The sequence below is a fragment of the Halomonas sp. ABH4_019 genome, assembly GCF_056159885.1.
The window spans coordinates 1,452,070-1,476,294 of record NZ_JBSWWC010000001.1; the positions used below are offsets into that span (position 1 = coordinate 1,452,070).

23 protein-coding genes are annotated in these 24,225 nt (G+C 69.8%); 18 read left to right on the forward strand and 5 right to left on the reverse strand.

The window, feature by feature from the left end:
* Positions 1-141: 141 nt before the first annotated feature.
* A complete protein-coding gene (gene tyrS, locus ACXAFN_RS06605) occupies positions 142-1,341 on the reverse strand; it encodes a tyrosine--tRNA ligase (RefSeq protein WP_474987483.1) in 1,200 nt (399 codons plus the stop codon).
* 112 nt (positions 1,342-1,453) lie between these two features.
* Here tyrS and ACXAFN_RS06610 point away from each other — a divergent pair, with 112 nt between their 5' ends.
* A complete protein-coding gene (locus ACXAFN_RS06610) occupies positions 1,454-2,584 on the forward strand; it encodes an anhydro-N-acetylmuramic acid kinase (protein ID WP_474987253.1) in 1,131 nt (376 codons plus the stop codon).
* Positions 2,585-2,870: 286 nt separating this feature from the next.
* On the opposite strand, the gene ACXAFN_RS06615 is transcribed toward ACXAFN_RS06610, so the two are convergent.
* Both ACXAFN_RS06615 and ACXAFN_RS06620 read right to left on the reverse strand, forming a co-directional pair.
* Positions 2,871-4,013, reverse strand: coding sequence for a PilT/PilU family type 4a pilus ATPase (locus ACXAFN_RS06615; RefSeq protein ID WP_474987255.1), 1,143 nt, complete (start codon positions 4,011-4,013; stop codon positions 2,871-2,873).
* 26 nt (positions 4,014-4,039) lie between these two features.
* Entirely contained in the window at positions 4,040-5,074 is a 1,035-nt protein-coding gene (locus ACXAFN_RS06620; protein ID WP_474987257.1) for a type IV pilus twitching motility protein PilT, read from the reverse strand.
* 55 nt (positions 5,075-5,129) lie between these two features.
* Between ACXAFN_RS06620 and ACXAFN_RS06625 the strand changes: the two genes are divergently transcribed.
* From ACXAFN_RS06625 to ACXAFN_RS06650, 6 genes are all read left to right on the forward strand, one after another.
* The gene (locus ACXAFN_RS06625; protein ID WP_474987259.1) at positions 5,130-5,837 is read left to right on the forward strand and encodes a YggS family pyridoxal phosphate-dependent enzyme; all 708 of its coding nucleotides are present in this window, start codon (positions 5,130-5,132) and stop codon (positions 5,835-5,837) included.
* Between the two features lie 52 nt (positions 5,838-5,889).
* Complete coding sequence (gene proC / locus ACXAFN_RS06630) at positions 5,890-6,714, forward strand: pyrroline-5-carboxylate reductase (RefSeq protein WP_474987261.1); 825 nt, start codon at positions 5,890-5,892, stop codon at positions 6,712-6,714.
* Positions 6,715-6,748: 34 nt separating this feature from the next.
* Positions 6,749-7,342, forward strand: coding sequence for a YggT family protein (locus ACXAFN_RS06635; RefSeq protein WP_474987262.1), 594 nt, complete (start codon positions 6,749-6,751; stop codon positions 7,340-7,342).
* Positions 7,343-7,451: 109 nt separating this feature from the next.
* Positions 7,452-8,609 (forward strand): homoserine O-succinyltransferase MetX, encoded by a 1,158-nt coding sequence (metX, locus tag ACXAFN_RS06640; protein ID WP_474987264.1) that lies wholly within the window; start codon positions 7,452-7,454, stop codon positions 8,607-8,609.
* Positions 8,609-9,202: a methionine biosynthesis protein MetW gene (metW, locus tag ACXAFN_RS06645; protein ID WP_474987485.1), complete on the forward strand. Its 594-nt coding sequence runs from the start codon at positions 8,609-8,611 to the stop codon at positions 9,200-9,202. The genes metX and metW overlap by 1 nt, the downstream gene beginning before the upstream one ends.
* Before the next feature lie 37 nt (positions 9,203-9,239).
* Positions 9,240-9,686 (forward strand): DUF4426 domain-containing protein, encoded by a 447-nt coding sequence (locus ACXAFN_RS06650; protein WP_474987266.1) that lies wholly within the window; start codon positions 9,240-9,242, stop codon positions 9,684-9,686.
* 25 nt (positions 9,687-9,711) lie between these two features.
* Here the strand turns inward: ACXAFN_RS06650 and sfsA are convergent, their stop codons facing one another.
* Both sfsA and ACXAFN_RS06660 read right to left on the reverse strand, forming a co-directional pair.
* Entirely contained in the window at positions 9,712-10,473 is a 762-nt protein-coding gene (gene sfsA, locus ACXAFN_RS06655; protein ID WP_474987267.1) for a DNA/RNA nuclease SfsA, read from the reverse strand.
* Positions 10,474-10,644: 171 nt separating this feature from the next.
* Entirely contained in the window at positions 10,645-11,814 is a 1,170-nt protein-coding gene (locus ACXAFN_RS06660; RefSeq protein ID WP_474987269.1) for an aminotransferase class I/II-fold pyridoxal phosphate-dependent enzyme, read from the reverse strand.
* A 219-nt stretch (positions 11,815-12,033) separates the two neighbouring features.
* Between ACXAFN_RS06660 and dksA the strand changes: the two genes are divergently transcribed.
* The 11 genes from dksA (at position 12,034) to ACXAFN_RS06715 (ending at position 24,208) form a co-directional block, all read left to right on the forward strand.
* Positions 12,034-12,471 carry an RNA polymerase-binding protein DksA gene (dksA, locus tag ACXAFN_RS06665; RefSeq protein WP_183388858.1) on the forward strand — a complete coding sequence of 146 codons (438 nt, stop codon included), beginning with the start codon at positions 12,034-12,036 and terminating at the stop codon, positions 12,469-12,471.
* A 78-nt stretch (positions 12,472-12,549) separates the two neighbouring features.
* The gene (gene gluQRS / locus ACXAFN_RS06670; RefSeq protein ID WP_474987271.1) at positions 12,550-13,446 is read left to right on the forward strand and encodes a tRNA glutamyl-Q(34) synthetase GluQRS; all 897 of its coding nucleotides are present in this window, start codon (positions 12,550-12,552) and stop codon (positions 13,444-13,446) included.
* Between the two features lie 9 nt (positions 13,447-13,455).
* Entirely contained in the window at positions 13,456-13,635 is a 180-nt protein-coding gene (locus ACXAFN_RS06675) for a hypothetical protein (protein ID WP_183388860.1), read from the forward strand.
* A gap of 12 nt (positions 13,636-13,647) precedes the next feature.
* On the forward strand, positions 13,648-16,602 hold the full coding sequence (locus ACXAFN_RS06680) for an ATP-binding protein (RefSeq protein WP_474987273.1): 2,955 nt from the start codon (positions 13,648-13,650) through the stop codon (positions 16,600-16,602).
* Positions 16,580-17,995: a sigma-54-dependent transcriptional regulator gene (locus tag ACXAFN_RS06685; protein WP_474987274.1), complete on the forward strand. Its 1,416-nt coding sequence runs from the start codon at positions 16,580-16,582 to the stop codon at positions 17,993-17,995. The genes ACXAFN_RS06680 and ACXAFN_RS06685 overlap by 23 nt, the downstream gene beginning before the upstream one ends.
* Before the next feature lie 831 nt (positions 17,996-18,826).
* Entirely contained in the window at positions 18,827-20,224 is a 1,398-nt protein-coding gene (pcnB, locus tag ACXAFN_RS06690; RefSeq protein ID WP_474987276.1) for a polynucleotide adenylyltransferase PcnB, read from the forward strand.
* Positions 20,221-20,724, forward strand: coding sequence for a 2-amino-4-hydroxy-6-hydroxymethyldihydropteridine diphosphokinase (folK, locus tag ACXAFN_RS06695; protein ID WP_474987277.1), 504 nt, complete (start codon positions 20,221-20,223; stop codon positions 20,722-20,724). The genes pcnB and folK overlap by 4 nt, the downstream gene beginning before the upstream one ends.
* A gap of 108 nt (positions 20,725-20,832) precedes the next feature.
* Positions 20,833-21,624, forward strand: a complete 792-nt coding sequence (gene panB / locus ACXAFN_RS06700; RefSeq protein ID WP_474987278.1) for a 3-methyl-2-oxobutanoate hydroxymethyltransferase — start codon at positions 20,833-20,835, stop codon at positions 21,622-21,624.
* Entirely contained in the window at positions 21,624-22,472 is an 849-nt protein-coding gene (gene panC, locus ACXAFN_RS06705) for a pantoate--beta-alanine ligase (RefSeq protein WP_474987279.1), read from the forward strand. The genes panB and panC overlap by 1 nt, the downstream gene beginning before the upstream one ends.
* A gap of 36 nt (positions 22,473-22,508) precedes the next feature.
* Entirely contained in the window at positions 22,509-22,889 is a 381-nt protein-coding gene (gene panD, locus ACXAFN_RS06710; protein WP_474987280.1) for an aspartate 1-decarboxylase, read from the forward strand.
* Positions 22,890-23,032: 143 nt separating this feature from the next.
* A complete protein-coding gene (locus ACXAFN_RS06715) occupies positions 23,033-24,208 on the forward strand; it encodes an acetyl-CoA C-acetyltransferase (protein WP_474987281.1) in 1,176 nt (391 codons plus the stop codon).
* Positions 24,209-24,225 lie beyond the last annotated feature (17 nt).

Here is a 24,225-nt window from a genome sequence, read left to right on the forward strand (position 1 = left end):
TGACGAGGGTGCGATATCGCCCCGCCGCAGCTATCCACAAAGCCTCGGCCCCGGACCGGCTGTGGATAACCAAAAGGGTGCTCTGGAGACGCGAACGCCCGCACGAGGCGGGCGTTCACTGCTGCCTGACCCGGCGGTCGGTCAGGCGATGGAGACCCTGGCGTAGCGTTTCTTGCCGGCCTGGATCACGAAGCTCTTGCCGGTATCCAACATGGTGCTCGGCTCCACGACTTCGCCATCGACCTTGACCCGACCATTCTTGAGCATGTCCTTGGCCTGGGCGCTGTTCTTGGTCAACCCGGCGCGGTTGAGCACCGCCGCGATGGGCGCCTGCTCGCTGCCCTCGAAGTCGACCGCCACCTCGGGCAGGTCTTCCGGGAGCTCGCCATCGGCCAGCTGGTTGCCGGCACTGCGGTGGGCGTTGGCGGCGGCCTCCTCGCCGTGATAGCGGGCGATCAGCTCACGGGCCAGCTCCATCTTCACGTCGCGGGGGTTGGCTCCGTCCTCGATGTCGCGCTTGAGCGCCTCGAGCTCCTCGTTGCTCTTCAGGGAGAGCAGCTCGAAATAGCGCCACATCAGGCTATCGGGCATCGACACCAGCTTGTTGAACATGGTGCCCGGCGCCTCGTCGACGCCGACATAGTTGCCCAGCGACTTGGACATCTTCTGCACGCCGTCCAGGCCTTCCAGCAGCGGCATGGTGATGACCACCTGGGACGACTGGCCGAAATGCTTCTGCACCTCGCGCCCCATCAGCAGGTTGAACTTCTGGTCGGTACCACCCAGCTCGACATCGGCCTCCAGGGCCACCGAGTCATAGCCCTGCACCAGCGGGTAGAGGAACTCATGGATGGAGATCGACTGACCGGCCTGATAGCGCTTCTCGAAGTCGTCGCGCTCGAGCATGCGCGCCACGGTGCTCTGCCCGGCCAGCTCGATCATGTCGGCGGCGCTCATGGCGGAGAACCACTCGGCATTGAAGCGCACCTCGGTCTTCTCGGGATCGAGGATCTTGAACACCTGGGCCTTGTAGGTCTCGGCGTTGACCTTGACCTCGTCCTCGGTGAGCGGCTTGCGCGTGACGTTCTTGCCGGTGGGGTCGCCGATGCGGCCGGTGAAGTCGCCGATCAGGAAGATGACCGTATGACCGAGATCCTGAAACTGGCGCATCTTGGTCAGCAGCACGCTGTGCCCCAGGTGCAGATCCGGGGCGGTGGGGTCGAAGCCCGCCTTGATGCGCAGGGGGCGGCCGGAGGCCAGTTTCTTCTCCAGCTCGTCTTCCAGCAGGATCTCGTGGGTACCACGCTTGAGCAACGCTAGCGCGTCGGCGACATCGGTCATGCTCTCCTCTCCACTCGGCAGGGCGGCCCGTTCGGGGCGACGATGGACGTTGGGAATGATCGGTGATGTTACCATGCCAACCACCAACGGTTGAGCCCTACCGGGAGCCCTTATGCCCTACTTCATCGGCCTGATGTCCGGCACGAGTCTCGACGGCGTCGACGCCGCCCTGGTCGACATCTCGCCCTCGAGCCCGCCGCGCCTGGTCGCGACTCATGGCGCGGCGATGCCGTCGACGCTGCGCGATGGCCTGTGGCGGCTGTGCCACGCCGAGCGGGCGAGCTTCGCCGAGCTGGCCACGGCGGAAGACGCCTTCTGCGCCCTGCAGGCCGAGGCCGTGGGCGGGCTACTGGCCGAGACGGGCCTGGCGGCCGCGGACATCGCCGCGGTCGGCAGCCATGGCCAGACCATCGAGCACGCGCCCTGGGGCCACGACGGCGGGCCCGCCTATACCCTGCAGCTCGACAACCCCAGTCGACTGGCCGAGCTCACCGGCTGCACGGTGGTCGCCGACTTCCGCCGCCGCGACCTGGCCGCCGGCGGCCAGGCCGCGCCCCTGGCGCCGGCCTTCCACCAGGCACTGTTTCGCGCCCCAGGGCAATGGCGCCTGGTGCTTAACCTCGGCGGCTTCGCCAACCTGACGCTGCTGCCGCCGGCGGAGGACGAGCGGGCGCCACTGGGCTTCGACAGCGGGCCGGCCAACGCCCTGCTGGATGCCTGGCACGCCCGCCACCGCGGCGGCGACTACGACGCGGACGGCGCCTGGGCGGCCTCGGGCCGCGTGGACGAGGGCCTGCTCGAGCGGCTGCTCGCCGAGCCCTTCTTCCATCGCCCGCCGCCGCGCAGCACCGGGCGCGAGGTCTTCCATCTCGACTGGCTGGAGGCACACCTGGGCGGGCACGAACGCCCCGAAGACGTCCAGGCGACCCTGGCCGAGCTCACCGCCGCCAGCGTGGCCCTGGGCATCGACATGGCCCGGGAGCGCTATGCGGCGCCGAGCGCCGAATGCCTGATCCCCTGCGGCGGCGGTGCCCATAACCCGGACCTGCTGGCCCGCCTGGCGCGGCGCCTGCCCGATACGCCACTGGAGGATGCCATGAGCGTCGGCTGGCCGCCGGACTGGCTCGAGGCCGCGGCCTTCGCCTGGCTGGCCTGGCGCCGCCTCGAGGGGCTGCCCGGCAACCTGCCCTCGGTCACCGGCGCCGCCGGCCCCCGGGTGCTGGGGGGCGTCTATGCCCCCTGAGACGCCGCGCCGAATGTCCTGAAACATTTCTCGACACTTGATAGCAATGGGTGCCGGGGACGAGGCGAAGCGAGGGTCCTACGCCAGGGGTGAGGAGCATCGCTCCGAACGGGCTGGCCATGGATGGCCAGCACTGGTCCTGCAAGCGGAGCAGGATGCGAGAGCGCCGCCGGGCGTCGGTAGCGCCCAAGGACGGGCTCACAGCGCCCTCGCGATGGTCCGACACGTCGGGGCTTGTCGCCGGAAAAGCCCACGACTTCCCTCGGTTGGGTTTTGAAAGGAACGCTCAGTAATCGTCCTCGCCGCGCAAGGAAAGATGGCTGGCCGCCTCCTTGGCCTCGGCCAGCCTCCGGTCGCCTCCATCGCCATACTTGATCATCATGCGCAGCTCATTGGCCGAGTCGGCATGCACCAGCGCCACCTCCTCGCCGATGCGCCCCGTCCTGTAGAGGTCGTAGAGCGCCTGGTCGAAGGTCTGCATGCCCATGTCGCGTGAGCGCCCCATGACGTTCTTGACCTCGGAGACCTCGCCCTTGCGGATCAGGTCGGCGACCAGCGGCGACTTCAGCAGGATCTCGATGGCCGGACAGCGGCCGCCGTCCACCGTGGGCAGCAGCTGCTGGGCGACGATGGCCCGCAGGTTGAGCGACAGGTCGAGCCATACCTGGTCGTGGCGCTCGTGGGGGAAGAAGTGGATGATCCGCTCCAGCGCCTGGTTGGCGTTGTTGGCGTGCAGGGTCGCCAGGCACAGATGGCCGGTCTCGGCGAAGGTCAGGGCGTGCTCCATGGTCTCGCGGGTGCGGATCTCGCCGATCAGGATCACGTCCGGCGCCTGGCGCAGGGTGTTCTTCAACGCCACCTCGAACGACTCGGTGTCGATGCCCACCTCGCGCTGATTGATGATCGCGCGGCGGTGAGGGTGCACGTACTCGATGGGATCCTCGACGCTGATGATGTGGCCGCCGACGCTCTCGTTGCGCTGCTGAATCATCGACGCCAGGGTCGTCGACTTGCCGGTGCCGGTGCCCCCGACCACGAACACCAGGCCGCGCTTGAGATTGGCCAGCTCGCCGAGCACCGCCGGCAGCGACAGCTCCTCCAGGTGCGGGATCTCGAAGGCAATGCGGCGGATCACCATGGCGGCCTGGTTGCGCTGGCGAAAGGCGCTGACCCGGAAGCGCCCCCGCCCCGACAGGCTAAGCGCGAAGTTGGCCTCCTGCTCGTCGGCGAAGCGCTGCCGATGGCTGTCCGGGGTCGCCGCCGCCACCAGCTCGTCGACCTGGGCCACGGACAGTGCCTCCTCGCCCAGGGGACACAGCGTGCCGGCCATCTTCAGCGTCGGCGGCGCGCCGACCGAGACCAGCAGGTCCGAGGCATCCTTGTCGATCATGATATCGAGCAGCTGATACAGCCAATCTCTTGCGGTCATCTGCCTTCTCCTCCCGCATGCCATCGTCAGCCGGTCAGCACGGACCGGGCCTTGGCCTGAGCTTCTTCCCGCGCCACCTCGTTGTCGGCCACCAGCCGCGACAGGGCCGCATCCAGGGTCTGCATGCCCAGGTTGCCGCCGGTCTGGATCGCCGAGTAGATCTGCGCCACCTTGTCCTCGCGGATCAGGTTGCGCACCGCCGAGGTGGCGAGCAGGATCTCGTGGGCCGCCACCCGGCCGCCGCTCTGCCGCTTGAGCAGGGTCTGGGAGATCACCGCCTGGAGCGACTCGGAGAGCATCGAGCGCACCATGGTCTTCTCCTCGCCGGGAAAGACGTCGATGATCCGGTCGATGGTCTTGGCCGCCGAGGTGGTGTGCAGGGTGCCGAACACCAGGTGGCCGGTCTCGGCGGCGGTCAGCGCCAGCCGGATGGTCTCCAGGTCGCGCATCTCGCCGACCAGGATGACGTCCGGGTCCTCACGCAGGGCACTGCGCAGGGCCGGCGCGAAGCCGTGGGTATCGCGATGCACCTCGCGCTGGTTGATCAGGCAGCGCTTGCTGCGATGCACGAACTCCACCGGGTCCTCGATGGTGAGGATGTGCTCGAAGCGGTTGTCGTTGATGTAGTCGATCATCGCCGCCAGCGTCGTGCTCTTGCCCGAGCCGGTGGGCCCGGTGACCAGCACCAGCCCTCGCGGCAACATGGCCAGGCGCCGGAACGTATCCCCCAGCCCCAGGTCGTCCAGGCTCCAGACCTCGGAGGGAATGGTGCGAAACACCGCCCCGGCACCGCGTGCCTGGTGGAAGACGTTGACCCGAAAGCGCGAGACCCCGGGCACCTCGAAGGAAAAGTCGGTCTCGAGGAACTCCTCGAAGTCGCGACGCTGGCGATCACCGAGAATGTCGTAGATCAGTTCGCGGACCTCGCGATCCTCCATGGCCGGCACGTTGAGCCGCCGGATGTCGCCGTCGACCCGGATCATCGGCGGCAGTCCCGCCGAGAGGTGGAGGTCCGAGGCGTTCTGTTTTGCCGAGAATGCCAGCAGTTCGGTAATATCCATGCGGTTCCCCCCTGCTCCCGGGAAAAGGTGCTCTTAGTATGACAGACCTCGCGACATGACGGATCTGGTACTTTCCGACTCGCTCGCCGCCGCCCGCCGTCGCCTCACGGCGGCGCTGGCCGATGCCGGCCGCACACCCGACGCGGCGCGGCTGCTGGCGGTCAGCAAGACCAAGCCCGCCGCCATGATCCGCGAAGCCCACCGCCTGGGGCAGCGCGACTTCGGCGAAAACTATCTCCAGGAGGCCCTGGACAAGCAGGCAGAGCTGGCCGACCTCGGCGACATCGTCTGGCACTTCATCGGGCCGCTGCAATCCAACAAGACCCGCGACGTGGCCGGCCACTTCGCCTGGGTGCACAGCCTGGACCGGGAGAAGCTCGCCCGGCGGCTCAACGATCAACGCCCCGACGAGATGCCGCCGCTGAACGTCTGCCTGCAGGTCAACATCAGCGACGAGTGGTCGAAGTCCGGGGTCGCCCTCGGCGAACTGCCGGCGCTGGCCGAGGCGGTGATGGCGATGCCCCGCCTGCGCTTGCGCGGGCTGATGGCGATCCCCGCCCCGGTCGACGACCCGGCCGCACAGCGTGCGCCCTTCGCGCGCCTGCGCGAGGCCCTGGAGGCGCTGCGAGCGCGCTTCCCCTCGGCGCCGCTGGACACGCTGTCGATGGGCATGAGCGGCGACCTGGAGGCCGCCGTGGCCGAGGGAGCCACCCAGGTGCGGCTCGGCACCGCCATCTTCGGGGCGCGTCAGCGCTCCGCCTGACCCAACACGGCGCCGAAGGCGCCTACACGTCGACCCAGACAGGACTGAACGCATGGCAAGCCAAGTCACCTTCATCGGCGCCGGCAACATGGCCGGCGCCATCATCGGCGGCATGATCGACAGCGGCTATCCCCGCGACGCCATCACCGCCACTTCCCCCCGCGACGAGATGCTCGCCCCGGTGCGCGACAGGTACGGCATCACGACGTCCACCGACAACGCCGCCGCCGTGGCCCGGGCCGACGTGGTGGTACTGGCGGTCAAGCCGCAGATCATGCAGGACGTCTGCACCGCGATGCGCGATGCCGTCCAGGCACGCAAGCCGCTGATCATCTCGGTGGCCGCGGGGCTGCCCGCCGAGACGCTGGAGGCCTGGCTGGGCGGCGAGCTCGCCGTGGTACGCTGCATGCCCAACACGCCCTCGCTGGTCGGCGCCGGCGCCGCCGGGCTCTACGCCAATCTGCGGGTCGATGCCACCCAGCGCCGGCTGGCCACCGAGCTGCTCGAGGCCGTGGGGCTGGTCGAGTGGGTCGACGACGAGGCGCTGCTGGAGGCCGTGACCGCGGTGTCCGGCAGCGCCCCGGCCTATTTCTTCCTGATGTTCGAGGCCATGGAAGAGGCCGGCGCCAAGCTCGGCCTGCCCGCCGACACCGCCCGACGCCTGGCCATGCAGACCGCCTTCGGCGCGGCGCGCATGGCCATGGACAGCGACAAGACCCCGGGGGAGCTCAAGCGCAACGTGATGTCGCCCGGCGGCACCACCGAACGTGCCGTCTCCCACCTGGAGGACGCCGGCCTGCGCCGTATCATGGCCGAGGCCATGGACGCCTGCGCCGAGCGCGCCCGCGAGATGGCCGAGGAACTCGGCAAGCGCTGACCGGGCTGGTTCACACGACACGGAGGAGCCCCCCATGGGCAGTCAACTGGGAAACGCCGGCCTGCTGCTGGTCAACACCCTCATCAATATCTACCTGTTCCTGCTGATGCTGCGCTTCCTGCTGCAGGCGTCCCGGGCGGACTACTACAACCCCATCAGCCAGTCGGTGGTCAAGATCACCCAGCCGGTGGTGCGCCCCTTCCAGAGCTTCCTGGGGCCGGTCATGGGCCGCTTCGACCTGGCCACCCTGGCCGCCGGCCTGGTGGTCAAGCTGGTGGCCATCATCGCCATCCTGCAGATCGCCGGCTACGGCATGGCACCGGTCGACAACCTGGCGATCGGCGCCGTGGCGGCCCTGGCCAATGCCATCCTGAAGATCTACTTCTTCGCGCTGATCGTGATGATCATCCTCAGCTGGGTGGCGCCGCGCGCCAGCCATCCGGGCGCCATCCTGGTCATGCAGCTGGTGGAACCGATCATGGCCCCGGTGCGCCGGGTGATCCCGCCGCTGGGCATGCTCGATCTCTCGCCGATCGTGGTGTTCATCGCCATCAGCCTGCTCGATGGGATCGTGGTGGGCTCGCTGATCCGCGCCGCCGGCGTCGTCGGCGCCCTGGTCGGACTCTAGAGGACGCCTCACCCCGATGCGGGATTCGCGGTGATGTCCGGCGACGTTCGCATCGCGTCTCCCGGCACGCTCCGAACACCAACGAAAACGACTGGACACGACACACTAGATGACCGAGCTGCCCCGCGATTCGGTCGGCCTGGTGACGCCCCAGACGGCGCACTTCGACGACCCCCTGGACCTGGCCTGCGGCAGGACGCTGCCGGCCTATGACCTCGTCTACGAGACCTACGGCACCCTCAACGCCGAGGGCACCAACGCCGTGCTGATCTGCCATGCGCTGTCCGGCCACCATCACGCCGCCGGCTACCACTCGCCGGACGAGCGCAAGCCGGGCTGGTGGGACGCCCATATCGGCCCCGGCAAGTCGATCGACACCGAACGCTTCTTCGTGGTCTCGGTGAACAACCTGGGCGGCTGCCACGGCAGCACCGGGCCGACCAGCGTGAACCCCGAGACCGGCACGGCCTGGGGCCCGGACTTCCCGATGATGACGGTGCTCGACTGGGTGCACAGCCAGGCGCGCCTGGCCGACCGGCTGGGCATCGCGCGCTTCGCCGCCGTGGTCGGCGGCAGCCTGGGCGGCATGCAGGTGCTGCAGTGGGCGCTGAGCTATCCGGAGCGCATCGCCCACGCCGCGGTGATCGCCGCCACCCCCAAGCTGTCGGCGCAGAACATCGCCTTCAACGAGGTCGCCCGCCAGGCCATCCGCTCGGATCCCGAGTACCACGGAGGCCACTACGCCGAGCACGGCGCCCTGCCCCGTCGCGGCCTCAAGCTCGCCCGCATGGTGGGGCACATCACCTACCTGTCGGAAGACGCCATGGGCAGCAAGTTCGGCCGCGACCTGCGCAGCGAGGACTTCAACTTCGGCTATGACGTGGAATTCCAGGTGGAGTCCTACCTGCGCTACCAGGGCGACACCTTCTCCACCTCCTTCGACGCCAACACCTACCTGCTGATGACCAAGGCGCTGGACTACTTCGATCCGGCCTCGGCCCACGGCGGCGACCTGGCGGCGGCGGTGGCCCCGGCCGACTGCCCCTTCCTAGTGGTCAGCTTCTCCAGCGACTGGCGCTTCCCGCCGTCGCGCTCCAAGGAGCTGGCCAACGCCCTGGTACGCGCCGGCAAGGCGGTCAGCTACGCCAACATCGACTCGCCCCACGGCCACGATGCCTTCCTGCTGCCCGAGCCCCGCTACCAGGCGATCTTCGCCGCCTTCATGGCCCGCGTGGCCCACGACCAGGGACTGGAGGACCGCCCATGATGCGCGCCGACCTGCAACGGATCCATGACTGGGTGCCACAGGGCGCCCGGGTGCTCGACCTGGGCTGCGGCGACGGCACCCTGCTGGCCGCCCTGGCGGCGAACAAGGGCGTCACCGGCTACGGCCTGGAGATCGACCCCGAGGGCATCACCGCCTGTCTGGCCCGCGGCGTCAACGTCATCGAACAGAACCTCGATGCGGGACTCTCCAACTTCGAGGACGACGCCTGTGACCTGGTGGTAATGACCCAGGCCCTGCAAGCGCTGCGCCGCCCGGACCGCATGCTCGACGAGATGCTGCGGGTGGCCGGCGAGTGCATCATCACCTTTCCCAACTTCGCCTACTGGCGTCACCGCGCCTATCTGGGCCTGCGCGGCTACATGCCGGTCTCCAAGTCGCTGCCTCACGCCTGGTACGACACGCCCAACATCCACCTGTCGACCTTCAACGACTTTGAACGACTGTGCCGGGACAAGGGTCTGATCATCGTCGACCGCGCCGTGGGCGTCGGCGGCCGGGGGGGCAACTGGGCCTCGCGGCGCTGGCCCAACCTGTTCGGCGAAATCGCCATCTTCCGGGTCACGCGGCGCTAGTCCCGGGAGCACTCCGCGGGGGGACCATGGGATGAGGATGCGACAGCGTTTGGCCGGCGTGCTGACGGTCCTGCTGCTGGCCGCCTCGGCGGCCCAGGCCCAGCAGTACGATCAGGTCGGCGACTTCCAGGTTCACTACAGCGCCCTTAACACCGGCTTCCTCACGCCGGAAGTCGCGGCGAGCGTCGGCATCCGGCGCAGCCCGGGGCTCGGTATGCTCAACGTCAGCGTGCTGGAGACGCGAGAGGATGGCACGACCCGCCCGGTGAACGCCCGGGTCGAGGGCCACATCGGCGACCTGGGCGGTCGGCAGGCGACGCCGCTGGCCTTTCGCACCGTGCGAGCCGGCGGCGGGATCTCGCAGATCGCCACCTTTCGCATCCGCGAAGGTGAACCGATGCGCTTCACCCTGGAGGTGACACCGGATCCGAACCGCCCGCCGGCCGAGATCGGCTTCATCCAGCGCTTTTATCTCGATCGCTGACGCCGCCTCCGCCGGCCAGGCGCCGTCAGCCCACCAGGTCCCGCCCGAGGACGACCGGCAGCGCCTCGCCGAGGGCGACTCCCACCGGCCGACCCGCGGCGCGCTCGAACCGGCAGGCCCGCGCCAGCACCTCCACGCCCTCGCCGGCGACCCGGCGCAGCATCTCGGCATAGGCGGGATCCCGATGGGCGGCCGGGGCCACGGCGCGGATGCCCTCATGGGCCACGCAGAACAGCAGCACGGCGCGGTGGCCCTCGGCGGCGAGCCCGGCCAGGGTCTCCAGGTGCTTGCGGCCCCGCTCGCTGACCGCATCGGGGAAGTAGCCGTGGCCGTCGTCCTCGCGCAGGGTCACCTGCTTGACCTCGACAAAGGTCGTCGCGCCGGCGTCTCCATCCAGCCGGAAGTCGAGTCGTGCGCGACTGCGACGGGCGCCCTCCACCCGGGCCTCGCGCTTCAGCGCGCCGGCGCCGGCCAGCGCCTCGACCCTGTCCGCCGCCAGCGCCTCCTCGACGATGCGGTTGGCCCGCCCGGTATGCACCGAGGCCAGCGCCGTGGTGCCATCCGGCTGGGGCAGCTCGATCAGCTCCCAGGTCCAGGCCAGCTTGCGGCGCGGATCGTCGCTCTCCGACAGCCACACCCGGCAGCCCGGCACGTTGACCGCCCGCATCGAACCGGTGTTGGGGCAATGGGCGACCACCTCGCGGCCGTCGTCGAGGCGCACGTCGGCCAGGAAGCGCTTGTAGCGGCGCAGCAGCACGCCCGGCACCAGCGGTGTCGGATAGTCCATCAGGTGCCCTCCCGGCGGGCCGGAACGCGACAGCGCCCGAGCCGCGGCGGCTTTCTCAAACAACGCTTCCGCTCGGGATAGGCCATCAGGTGCCCTCCCGACGCGCCGGAACGAGACATCGCCCGAGCCGCGGCGGCTTGCTCAAACAACGCTCCCGCTCGGGATAGGCCATCAGGTGCCCTCCCGACGCGCCAGGAACCGCCCGAGCCGCGCCACGGCCTCCTCCAGCCGCTCGACGCCGGTGGTGAAGGCGATGCGCACGTGGTGCTCGCCGCCCGCCAGGGCGAAGTCGGTGCCCGGGGTGATGGCGACGTTCTCCTCCTCGAGCAGGTCCCGGCAGAAGGCCTCGCTGTCGCGGGTATAGCGGGACACGTCCAGCCACAGGTAGAAGGCCCCCTGGGGCGGCAGGTCGGGGGCCAGGCCCAGCCGCGCCAGCCCCGCCAGCAGGGCGTCGCGCCGCTGGGCCAGCTCCCGGCGACGGCCCTCGAGGATCTCGCGGCACTCGGGCGAGAAGGCCGCCAGGGCGGCATGCTGGGCCGGCGTCGGGGCGGCCAGGAAGACGTTCTGGGCCAGCCGGGTCAGCGGCTCCACCGCCGCCTCCGGGGCCAGCAGCCAGCCCAGGCGCCAGCCGGTCATGCCGAAGTACTTCGAGAAGCTGTTGACCACGAAGGCCTCCGGCGCCAACGCCGCCGCCGACAGCGGCGCCAGGTCATAGCACAGGCCCTGGTAGATCTCGTCGACCAGCAGCTGGCCGCCGCGTGCGGCGACCGTGTCGGCCACCGCCGAGAGCCCGGCGGCATCGAGCATGTGCCCGGTGGGATTGGAGGGGGTCGCGAGCATCGCCAGCCGGGTGTCGTCGCGCCAGTGGCGGGCGATGCCCTCGGCATCGAGCTGCCAGCCGCTGTCCGGGCCCACCGGCACCGCCTCGACCTCGGCCCCGGCCAGCGCCATGAAGTGGCGGTTGCAGGGGTAGGTAGGATCGGCCATCAACACCCGGTCGCCACCCTCGACCAGCAGCTGGCTGGCCAGCAGCAGCGCGCCGGAGGCCCCGGGGGTGACGATGATCCGCGCCGGGTCGACCTCGGCGCCGAAATGGCGTGCATAGTGGCCGGCGATCGCCTCGCGCAGCGCCGGCAGGCCAGCGGCCGGCGTGTAGCGGGTGCGCCCCTCGGCCAGCGCCCGCTGGCCGGCGGCCCGCACCGGCTCGGGCGTGGGGAAGTCGGGCTCGCCCACCTCCAGGTGGATGACGTCGTGGCCGGCGGCCTCCCGGGCCTGGGCGGCCTCCAGCAGGCCCATCACGCGGAAGGGGGCGACGGCGTCGAGTCGCGAACTCCAGGACATGGGCGTCTCCTCTGCACGGCACTGCATGGCAGGCATCTTTTCGGCCTGCCATAGTCAAAGGTCGCATGTTACGACTTTTGGCGTGCCGGCGCAGTCCGGTCTGGCGGGGGTGTTGCAAAGGCGGCGTTTTTTCGCTAAACAAGCATCCCTTTGGCGTGAGATACCTTAAGCAGCGCATCGGGTATTGATCAGCAGTCACACAAGTAACGAGGCAGTCCCATGCCAGTAGCAGAAAAGAAGATGGAAGCGCCCAAGAAATTCACCCCGTACGAACCGGCGCCGGGTGAAGAGTACATGAACGACAAGCAGCTCGAGCACTTCCGCCAGATCCTGCTCGGCTGGAAGCAGGAGCTGATGGAGGAAGTGGATCGCACGGTGCGACATCTTCAGGAGGAGGCGAACAACTACGCCGATCCGGCGGATCGCGCCACCCAGGAGGAGGGCTTCAGCCTCGAGCTGCGCACCCGCGACCGCGAGCGCAAGCTGCTCAAGAAGATCAACGAGACCATCGAGAAGATCGACGAGGACGACTACGGCTTCTGCGAGGCCTGCGGCGTGGAGATCGGCATCCGCCGCCTCGAGGCGCGCCCCACCGCCACCCTGTGCGTCGACTGCAAGACCCTCGCCGAGCTCAAGGAGAAGCAGCTGGGCGGCTGAGGCCCGACCCGCACCGCTTCCGCGACGGGCGCCCGAGGGTGCCCGTCCGCCCGTTCGCCTCTCGCCCCGGAGCCGCCCATGCGTCCCTACCGTGGCCGCTTCGCCCCGACCCCCTCGGGCCCCCTGCATTTCGGTTCGCTGATCGCCGCCTTGGCCAGTTACCTGGACGCCCGCCGCGCCCGGGGACACTGGGGGCTGCGCATCGAGGACGTCGACCCGCCGCGCTGCCCGACCGGCGCCGCCGACACCATCCTGCGCCAGCTGGAGGCCTTCGGGCTGCATTGGGACGGCCCGGTCGCCTGGCAGAGCGAGCGCCACGACGCCTACGCCGCCGCCCTGGCACGCCTCGAGGCCCTGGGCCTGACCTATCCCTGCAGCTGCTCGCGCAAGCAGTGGCGCGAGCACGCCGTCTACCCCGGCTGGTGCCGCGAGGGCGTGCGCGAACCGCACAGGCCGGTGGCCTGGCGGCTGCGCAGCGACCTGGGCCTACGCCCGATACGCTGGGAGGATCGGCTGTTCGGCCCCCAGGCGTTCGACCCGGCCGCGCTCGGCGACGTGGTGCTCCGGCGCAAGGACGGCCTCTGGGCCTATCAGCTCGCCGTGGTGATGGATGACGCCGACCAGGGCATCAACGAGGTGGTGCGCGGCGCCGACCTGCTCGACAACACCCCCTGGCAGCGCCAGCTGCAGCACGCCCTGGGGCTGCCCGAACCCTGCTACCTGCACCTGCCGCTGATCCTCGGCGACGACGGCCAGAAGCTGTCCAAGCAGAACCTCGCCCCGGCGCTGCCGGAGACCGAGGCCGAGGCCCGGCCGCTGCTGCACCGCGCCCTGGTCCTGCTCGACCAGGCGCCCCCCGCCGGGCTGGCCGCGGCGCCGGTGGCCGAGCAGCTCGCCTGGGCCATCGACCACTGGGCGCCGCAGCGGCTGGTGGCCGACGCCGAACGCCGCCTGCCCCGCGACACCGCCGACTGAGGAGCCGCCGTGTACGTCTATCGCATCGTGCTGTTCCTGGTGTTCGGCGGCTACCTGCTCTCGCCGCTGCTGATGAGCGGCTGGGGCAGCCCCGGGGCCGCCTGGTACCGGCCCTTCCTGATCTGGGGCGTGCTGATCGCCCTGACCCTGTGGCTGGAACGCAAGCGCAAGCTCGATGAGCGCCGTTAGGGAGTTGTCTCGATGAGCCTGACCGGCCTGCTGGTCCTGGGCATCGGCTACATGCTGGTGCTGTTCCTGTGCGCCCTGGCCGTGGAGCGCGGCTGGCTGCCGACGCGCCTGACCCGCCATCCGGCGATCTACACCCTGGCGCTGGGCGTCTATGCCAGCGCCTGGGCGATCCACGGCAGCCTCGAGCAGGCCGGGCGCAGCGGCTACGGCTACCTGGCCTACTACCTGGGCGCCGCCGGGGCCTTCCTGCTGGCCCCGGTGCTGCTGGTGCCGATCCAGCGCATGGCGCGCACCTATCAGCTGGCCTCGCTGGCCGACCTGTTCGCCTTCCGCTTCCGCTCGCGCTGGGTCGGCACCCTGGTCACCCTGGTCAGCCTGCTGGCGGTACTGCCGCTGCTGGCGCTGCAGGTGCAGACCATGGGCAACGCCATCCAGCTGATGACCGGCGGCGGCTCCCGGGAGTGGCTGGCACTGGGCTTCAGCTGCCTGATCGCGCTGTTCGCGATCCTCTTCGGCGCCCGCCATACGCACCTCAACGCCCGGCACGACAGCCTGCTGGCGGCGATCGCCTTCGAGTCGGTGGTCAAGCTCGGCGCCATGCTGGCGCTCGGCGCCTTCGCCCTGTTCGGCATCTTCGACGGCCCCGGCGACCTGCAGGCCTGGCTCGACGGCCCCGGCCATCTCGCCCAGGCCGAGACGCATCCGCTGGCCCCGGCCCACTGGCGCACTCTGCTGATGCTGTTCTTCGCCGCGGCCTTCCTGATGCCGCACATGTTCCACATCACCTTCGCCGAGCCGCTGAATCGCAGCACCCTGCTGCGGGCCGGCTGGGTGCTGCCGCTGTTCCTGCTGCTGATGGCGTTGCCGGTGCCGCTGATCCTGTGGGGCGCCCAGCGCCTGGGACTCGACCCGGCCGCCACCGGCACCGCCTACCTGGCCTTCGGCCTGTCGTCGTCCTGGTGGGTCGGCGCCCTGGCCTTCATCGCCGGCCTGGCCGCGGCCAGCGGCACCATGATCATCATCTCCCTGGCGCTGTCGGGGATGATCCTCAATCACCTGGTGCTGGTGGCCCATCCGCCGATCGCCCAGCCCGACCTCTATCGCTGGCTGCGCTGGCTGCGACGCGGCCTGATCGCCGCGGTGATCGTCGGCGGCTGGCTGTTCTACCGCACGGTGGGCGTGCACCACGACCTCTCGACCCTAGCGATGGCGTCCTTCGTCGGCATGGCCCAGTGCCTGCCGGGCATGCTGGCCCTGCTCTACTGGCCCGGCGCCAACCGCAAGGGCATGGTCACCGGACTCGCGGTGGGGGTGACGATCTGGCTGGCCGGCCTGTGGCCGCCGCTGCTCGGCGGCCTCCCGGGGCTGGTGCTGCTGCCGCCGGGCCTGGAGGTGCTGGCCGACGAGCCGGACTGGTACCTGACCACCCTGGTCTCGCTGGCCGCCAACGTGCTGAGCTTCATCCTGGTCTCGCTGGCCACCCGCACCTCGGCCGGCGAGCGTGCCGCCGCCGAGGCCTGCTCGGTGGATGCCGTGGTGCGCCCCATGCGCCTGCCGCTGGTGGCCGGCAACGGCATGGAGATCAAGCACCACCTGACCCGCGCGCTGGGCGAGGACGTCGCCGAGCGCGAGGTGGAGCGCGCCCTGGCGGCGCTGAAGATGTCGCCGCTGGACGGCCGCCCCTACGCCCTGCGCCGGCTGCGCGATCGCATCCAGGCCAACCTCTCGGGGCTGATGGGCCCCTCGGTGGCCCAGGACATCGTCGATCGCTTCCTGCCCTATCGCCAGGACGGCCCCGGCGCCACCGAGGACATCCACTTCGTCGAGAGCCGCCTGGAGGCCCATCGCGCGCGCTTCACCGGCCTGGCCCGCGAGCTCGACGGCCTGCGCCGCTATCACCGCCGTACCCTGACCCGGCTGCCGGTCGGCCTGTGCGCCTTCGGCGAGGACGGCGAGCTGCTGATGTGGAACGACGCCCTGGCCGAGCTCTCCGGCATCCCCGGCGAGTCGGTGGTCGGCGCCCACCGCGACACCCTGCCGCCGCCCTGGAACGAGCTGCTGGGCCGGATCCTCGCCGAGCCGGCCAGCCAGCTCTACAAGCAGCCGGTCGACCTGTCCCGGGGCCAGCGTTTCCTGAGCCTGCACAAGGCCGCCCTGCACGGCGACCAGGACGAGCCCGGCGGCAACGTCATCCTGGTCGAGGACCACAGCGAGATGAAATGGCTGGAAGACGAGCTGGTGCATGCCGCCCGCCTGGCCTCGATCGGCCAGCTGGCGGCCGGCGTGGCCCATGAGATCGGCAATCCCATCACCGGCATCTCGTCGCTGGCCCAGAACCTGCGCTACGACACCGATGACCCGGCCCTGCTGGAGACCGCCGACCAGGTCCAGCAACTCACCGACCGGGTATCGCGGATCGTCGGTTCGCTGGTGGGCTTCGCCCACGGCGGCCGCCACGTCACCGGCGCGGCCTTCGAGGCGGTGTCGATGACCGAGGTCACCGACGAGGCCCTGCACTTGATCCACCTCGCCCGCTCGGGGGAGGATGTCCAATACGAGAACCGCTGCCCGCCCACGCCCCGGGTGGCCGGCGACGCCCAGCGCCTGCAGCAGGTGATGATCAATCTGCTCGGCAACGCCCGGGATGCCAGCGAGCCGGGGGGACGCGTGATCGTCGACGCCGAACCTCGGGGCGACGCCCTGCTGGTCACCGTCACCGACGAGGGACACGGCATCGACGAGCGGGTCCGCGATCACCTCTTCGAGCCCTTCACCACCACCAAGCCGGCCGGTGAAGGCACGGGGCTGGGGCTGCCGCTGGTCTACAGCATCGTCGCCGAGCACGGCGGCCAGATCGACATCGAGTCCCCTCCCGAAGGACGGGCCAAGGGCACGTGCATCAAGCTATGGCTGCCCCTCAACCGAGAGGATGCTGAGAGTACCGATGAGCCGGATCCTGATCGTTGAAGACGAAGCCATCATCCGCAGCGCCCTGAAGCGCCTGCTGGAACGCCACGACCACCGGGTCAGCGAGGCCGGCTCGGTGGACGAGGCACTGGCCCGCGATCCCCAGGCCTTCGACCTGGTGATCAGCGACCTGCGCCTGCCCGGCACGCCGGGCACCGAGCTGATCGCCCGTGCCGCCCCGGTGCCGGTGCTGATCATGACCAGCTACGCCAGCATGCGCTCGGCGGTCGAGGCGCTGAAGCTCGGCGCCGTGGACTACGTGGCCAAGCCCTTCGATCACGACGAGCTGCTCGAGACCGTGGCCCGGGTACTCCACCAGCGCGCCCTGCAGCAGGGCGAGCCGCCCGACATCACCGCCCCGGGCGGCGAGCGCCAGACCATGATCGGCAACTGTCCGGCCATGCAGGCGGTCTACACCCGCATCCGCAAGACCGCGCCGGCCGACGTCACCGTGCTGATCCAGGGCGAGTCCGGCACCGGCAAGGAGCTGGTGGCCCGCGCCCTGCACCAGCAGAGCCGGCGTGCCGCCGCGCCGCTGGTGTGCGTGAACTGCGCGGCCATCCCCGAGACGCTGATCGAGTCGGAGCTGTTCGGCCACGAGAAGGGCGCCTTCACCGGCGCCAGCGCCGCCCGCACCGGGCTGGTCGAGGCCGCCGACGGCGGCACCCTGTTCCTCGACGAGATCGGCGAGCTGCCCCTGGACGCCCAGGCCCGCCTGCTGCGGGTGCTGCAGGAGGGCGAGATCCGCAAGATCGGCTCGGTGGAGACCCGCCACGTGGACGTGCGATTGATCGCCGCCACCCATCGCGACCTGCGCGCCCTGTCCAGGACCGGCGAGTTCCGCCTCGACCTCTACTATCGCCTCAACGTCATGCAGATCGACCTGCCGCCGCTGCGCGATCGCGAGGACGACATCCTGGAGATCGCCGACGTCCTGCTCGACAAGGCCTGCCGTCGCCACGAGCGCGAAGGCCTCAAGCTGTCACGGGCCGCACGACGGGTAATTCGCGACTTCCCCTGGCCCGGCAACGTGCGCGAGCTGGAAAACGCCCTGGAGCGCGGCGTGATCCTCGCCGAGGGCCACCTCATCCACCCCGACGACCTGGGCCTGGGACCGGCTCCTCGACCCAGCGCCCCGGCCCAGCCGGTGGCCCCCCCCAAGCCTGAAGCCGTGGAGCCCCCTCGCGGAGAGCTCGCCGAGGCGGGAACGGACGAGGAGGAAGAAGACCTGTCGCTGGAGGACTATTTCCAGCACTTCGTGCTGGAGCACCAGGACCAGATGAGCGAGACCGAACTGGCCCAGAAGCTCGGTATCAGTCGCAAGTGCCTGTGGGAGCGTCGGCAGCGACTGGGCATCCCGCGCAAGAAGGGGCCACGGCGCAGCGCCGGCTGAGCGACACCCTCTCTACGACCAAAGCACTAGCGCCCGCGGCCGACGCCACGGGCGCTTTTTTCGAGGCTCCGGAAGGCACTCACGCACCATTTGTTACCTTCCCACACAACCACTGCCCCAAGGGAGGGCATGTGGGGTAACACTCCCTCCATCCTCCTGCGACGCCCGGCCAGATGTTAGCCACAACACACTGTTTAAAAAGATTTTTCATGAAAATGGCACAGCCTCTGCTACATTCAGGCCAAGAAAAACAACGCCGGATGCCACCCGCGGCCAACAACAACAACAAGGCTCGCGAGCGGTGACAGGCCCGACCCGACAACAACAACAAGACGCCGGGCCACAGACACTGAGCGCCATGCCGACAACAAGTCCAACAGCGGCAACGGGCGCGAGTGCTTCGAGGCAACAACAACAAGACGCTCGAAGTCCGGAATCAGGACGCGACGCACCACACCGGCCGCCAACAACAACAAGGGCCGTCAGAGGTGCACCCCCGTCAACAACGACAACACGTCGGGGGGAGGCAATCACTTGCCGTCGTGGTTGGATTATTGTTTTGAATACGAGGCGGTCGCCTTCAGGAAACATCGACAAAGACAACAACATTGCTTGCCTGAATTCCTTGGTGACTGTGGTGCGTATTCAAGGCGATGCGCCATCACGAAGAAGAATCAGCAGCAGGGATGCTGCATCCTGCTTGACGGGGGAGGCCACTGGCCTCCCCCTTCTACTTTCGGGCCGGCTTGCCAGAAGGCCCCAAGCTTTGCAAGGTGTCGGGTGTTCGCTACACTCAACGCCTTTCGAACCCCCGCGAGTCGACAACGCCGCATGATCAAAGGTTTTACCCGCTTTCTGCAGAGCCCGGGCGAGCACCTCCGGTCGCTGTTCGGTCCCCAGGACGCGTCGGCCGCCCGCCCCGAGCCGCGCGTCATCCCCCGCCAGGAGCACCCGGTCTCGCGCCAGCACTTCAGCGATGCCGCCCTCAAGGTGCTCTACCGGCTGCACAACGCCGGCCACGAGGCCTTTCTGGTCGGGGGCTGCATTCGTGACTCCCTGCTCGGCCGCATGCCCAAGGACTTCGACGTGGCCACCGATGCCACCCCGGAGCGGGTCCGCGAGCTGTTCCGCAACTCGCGCATCGTCGGGCGGCGCTTCCGCATCGTCCACGTGCGCTTCGGCCGCGAGGTGATCGAGGTCACCACCTTCCGCGGCAAGCCGGGCGACGACCACGCCGACCATATCGCCCAGCAGTCCGACGACGGCATGCTGCTGCGCGACAACGTCTGGGGCAACATCGAGGAGGACGCCATCCGCCGCGACTTCACGATCAATGCCCTCTACTACAGCATCGCCGACTTCTCGATCCATGACTTCGCCGACGGCGTCCGCGATATCGAGGCGCGCACCCTGCGCCTGATCGGCGACCCGGCGACCCGCTACCGCGAGGATCCGGTGCGCATGCTGCGCGCGGTGCGCTTCGCCGCCAAGCTCGACTTCGACATCGCCCCGGCCACCGAGGCGCCGATCGCCGAGCTGGCCCCGCTGCTGCTACAGGTGCCACCGGCACGGCTGTTCGACGAGGTGCTCAAGCTGTTCATGAGCGGCCATGGCGTCGAGACCTTCCGCCTGCTGCGCGACTACGGCCTGTTCGCCATGCTGTTCCCCGAGGCCGACGAGGCCATGGAGGAACTGCCCTGGGCGGAGGCGGTCATCGAGCGCGCCCTGGCCAGCACCGACCGGCGCATCCACGAGGAACGCCCGGTGACGCCGGCCTTCCTGTTCGCCGCCCTGCTGTGGGGGCCGGTCCAGCAGCGCCAGCAACGGCTAGAGGCCGACGGCATGCCGCCCATCCCGGCGCTGCAGGCCGCCTCCCAACAGGTCATCGCGCGCCAGCTGCAGCACGTGGCCATTCCCAAGCGCTTCAGCCTGCCGATGCGCGACATCTGGGACCTGCAGCAGCGCCTGCCGCTGCGCCGCGGCAAGCGGGTCTTCCAGACCCGGGAACATCCGCGCTTCCGCGCCGCCTACGACTTCCTGCTGGTTCGCGAGGCCGCCGGTGAGCTGGCCCCCGGCCTCGGCGACTGGTGGACCGCCTTCCAGGACGCCGACGAGCACGAGCAGCGCCGCCTGCTGGGCAAGGTGGGCGCCGACCCGGCCGGCACCGCCGCGCCCCGCAACAAGCGCCGGCGCCGCCGGCGTCGCCGCAAGCCCTCCGACGATTCATGAGCCGGCCGCACCGCGCCTGGATCGGGCTGGGCAGCAACCTCGATGGGCCCCACGAGCATGTGGCACGCGCCCTCGAGGAACTCGATGCGCTGCCGCTGACCCGCCGCCATCGGGCCTCGTCATGCTACGCCAGCCGTCCGGTGGGGCCGGCCGACCAGCCCGATTTCGTCAACGCCGTGGCCGAGCTGGCGACCCGGCTGTCACCCCTGGCCCTGCTCGACCAGCTGCAGGCCCTGGAGCAGCACCACGGCCGGGTGCGCGCTCGCCATTGGGGGCCGCGCACCCTGGATCTCGACCTGCTGCTGTTCGACGATCGCCGCCTGGCGACCCCGCGCCTGACGCTGCCCCATCCGGAGATGGTCCGACGCGCCTTCGTGCTGGTGCCACTGGCCGAGCTCGCCCCCGGGCTCGAGCTCCCCGACGGCCGGAGCGTCGCCTCCCTGGCCGCGGCCCAGGATCCAGCCGGCCTGCGGCGGGTGTTACCCGCGCCCCGAGGGTGACACCACAGTGTTACCTATCGACACCCTCGCCGGGTTCGGGTAACAATTGCGGGTTATACGAGAGGTCGGCCCGACGATACCGACCCGCTAACGACACGAGAGCACGCCATGAAAACCGTCACCCTGAGCACGCTGAAGGCCGTCAAGCGCGCCGGTGAGACCTTCAGCTGCCTGACCGCCTACGATGCCACCTTCGCTCGCGCCGCCAGCGAGGCCGGCGTCGAGGTGCTGCTGGTGGGCGATTCCCTGGGCATGGTCCTGCAGGGCCACGCCAGCACCCTGCCGGTGACCCTGGACGAGATCTGCTACCACACTCGCTGCGTGGCCCGCGGCAAGGGCGCGAGCCTGCTGATGGTCGACCTGCCCTTCATGAGCAACGCCAGCACCGAACGCCTGCTGGAAGACGCCGGGGCGCTGATGCGCGCCGGGGCCGAGCTGGTCAAGGTGGAGGGCGAGGCCTGGATGGCCGACGGCGTTCGCGAGCTGACGCGCCGTGGCGTGCCGGTCTGCGCCCACCTGGGACTGACGCCCCAGACCGTCTACCAGATGGGCGGCTACAAGGTGCAGGGCCGCGACGCCGATCAGGCCAGCCGCATCCTCGAGGATGCCCGCACCCTGGTCGAGGCCGGCGCCTCGGTGATCCTGCTCGAGTGCGTGCCGGCGAGCCTCGGTCGTGCCGTGGCCGAGGCCCTGGAGGTGCCGGTGATCGGCATCGGCGCCGGCCCCGATACCGACGGCCAGATACTCGTGATGCACGACGTGCTGGGCGTCACCGCCGGTCGCACTCCGCGCTTCGTGAAGAACTTCATGGCGGAGGCCGACGACATCCAGGGCGCCTTCCGCCGCTACCACGAGGACGTCAAGGCGCGGCGCTTCCCCGCCGAGGAGCACTGTTTCTGATGCGCACCCTGCACGATATCGCCGCGCTGCGCGAGGCGCTGGCGACGCATCGCCGGGCCGGGCGCAGCATCGGCCTGGTGCCGACCATGGGCAACCTGCATGCCGGCCACCTGGCGCTGGTCGCCGAGGCCCGCCGGCGCGCCGACGTGGTGGTGGCGAGCATCTTCGTCAATCCGATGCAGTTCGGGCCGAACGAGGACCTCGACGCCTATCCGCGTACCCTGGCCGACGACCAGGCCCGGCTCGAGGCGGCCGACTGCGACCTGCTGTTCGCCCCCGACGAGGCCACCGTCTACCCCCGCGGCCTCGACGCCCAGACCCGGGTCAGCGTGCCCGAGGTCTCGGAAGGCCTGTGCGGCGGCGACCGCCCCGGCCACTTCGACGGCGTGGCGACCGTGGTCACCATGCTGTTCCACCTGGTGCAGCCGGACCTCGCCTGCTTCGGCGAGAAGGACTACCAGCAGCTGGCGGTGATCCGCCGCCTGGTGGCCGACCTGCACCTGCCGATCGAGATCGTCGGCGTGCCGATCGAGCGTGCCGAGGACGGCCTGGCGCTGTCGTCACGCAACGGCTACCTGAGCGAAGAACAGCGCGCCCTGGCCCCTCGCCTGCACCGCACCCTGACCGAGCTGCGCGAGGCCCTGGCGGCCGGCGAGCCGGTCGACGACTGCCTGGCGCGCGGCCTGGCGCGCCTGCGCGAGGCGGGCTTCATGCCCGACTATCTGGAGCTGCGCGCCGCCGACCTGGGCCCGGTCGGCGAGGACACGCGCGACGCCGTGCTGCTCGCCGCGGCGCGTCTGGGCCCGACCCGACTGATCGACAACCTGTCGCTGACCCTCCCCCGCTGAGGGCCCGGCCACCGCCACGAGAGGAGTTTTCCCGCCATGCTGACCACCATGCTCAAGGCCAAGCTGCACATGGCCCGCGTCACCCACGCCGTGCTGAACTACGAGGGGTCCTGCGCCATCGACGGCGAGCTGCTGGACATGTCCGGCATCCGCGACAACGAGCAGATCCAGATCTACAACGTCGAGAACGGCCAGCGCTTCACCACCTACGCCATCCGCGCCGAGGAAGGCTCGAGGGTGATCTCGGTCAACGGCGCCGCCGCCCATCTGGCCACCGAGGGCCAGCGGGTGATCATCTGCAGCTACGCCCAGTACACCGAGGCCGAGCTCGACGACCACGAGCCCTCGCTGGTCTACCTGCAGGAAGGCAACGTCGTCAGCCATACCAGCAACGCCATTCCCGTCCAGCTCGCCTGACCCGCGCCGGGGCCTCGCCCCGGCCGCCGCCCGCTCGCCTATACTGAAGTTCCGTTCCATTTCCGTCAGCGGGGATTGCCGCAGCGCACAAAAGTCCCCTATGCTGAGCGGACGCTCGTCCGCGAACTTCAGGAGTAAGCCTCATGCAAGAAGTGGTGATCGTTGCCGCCCGTCGTACCGCCGTGGGTGCCTTCGGCGGCTCCCTGGCCGGCATTCCCGCCAGCGACCTGGGGGCACATGTCATCAAGGACATCCTCGCCGGCACCGGCGTCGCCGCCGACCAGGTCGACGAGGTGCTGCTGGGCCAGGTGCTGACCGCCGGCGCCGGCCAGAACCCGGCTCGCCAGGCCGCCATCAAGGGCGGGCTGCCCGATGCCGTGCCGGCGATGACCATCAACAAGGTCTGCGGCTCCGGCCTCAAGGCGCTGCACCTGGGCGCCCAGGCGATCATGCTCGGCGACGCCGAGGTCATCCTGGCCGGCGGCCAGGAGAACATGTCGCTGTCCCCCCACGTGCTGCCCAACTCGCGCAATGGCCAGCGCATGGGCGACTGGAAGGCCATCGACTCCATGGTCCATGACGGCCTGTGGGACGCCTTCAACGACTTCCACATGGGCATCACCGCCGAGAACCTGGCCGAGAAGTACGGCATCACCCGCGAGGCCATGGACGAGTTCGCCGCCGCGTCCCAGCAGAAGGCCGCCGCCGCCATCCGCGAAGGCAAGTTCAAGGGCCAGATCGTCCCGGTGGAGATCCCCCAGCGCAAGGGTGACCCGGTGGTCTTCGACACCGACGAGAATCCCCGCGAGACGACTGCCGACAAGCTCGGCGGCATGCGCCCGGCGTTCAAGAAGGACGGCACCGTGACGGCCGGCAACGCCTCCTCGATCAACGACGGCGCCGCCGTGGTGATGCTGTGCTCCGCCGAGAAGGCCAAGGCCCTGGGCCTCACGCCGCTGGCGCGCATCAAGGCCTACTCCAATGCCGGCGTCGACCCGGCGATCATGGGCATCGGCCCGGCCCCGGCCACCCGCCGCTGCCTCGACAAGGCCGGCTGGAGCCTCGACGACCTGGATCTGATCGAGGCCAACGAGGCCTTCGCCGCCCAGGCGCTGTCGGTCAACAAGGAGCTCGGCTGGGACGCCTCGAAGATCAACGTCAATGGCGGCGCCATCGCGCTGGGCCACCCGATCGGCGCCTCCGGCTGCCGGATCCTGGTGACCCTGGTGCACGAGATGATCGCCCGCGACGCCAAGAAGGGCCTGGCGACGCTGTGCATCGGCGGCGGGCAGGGCGTGGCTCTGGCCATCGAGCGCTAATCTTCACGGAACTGCCT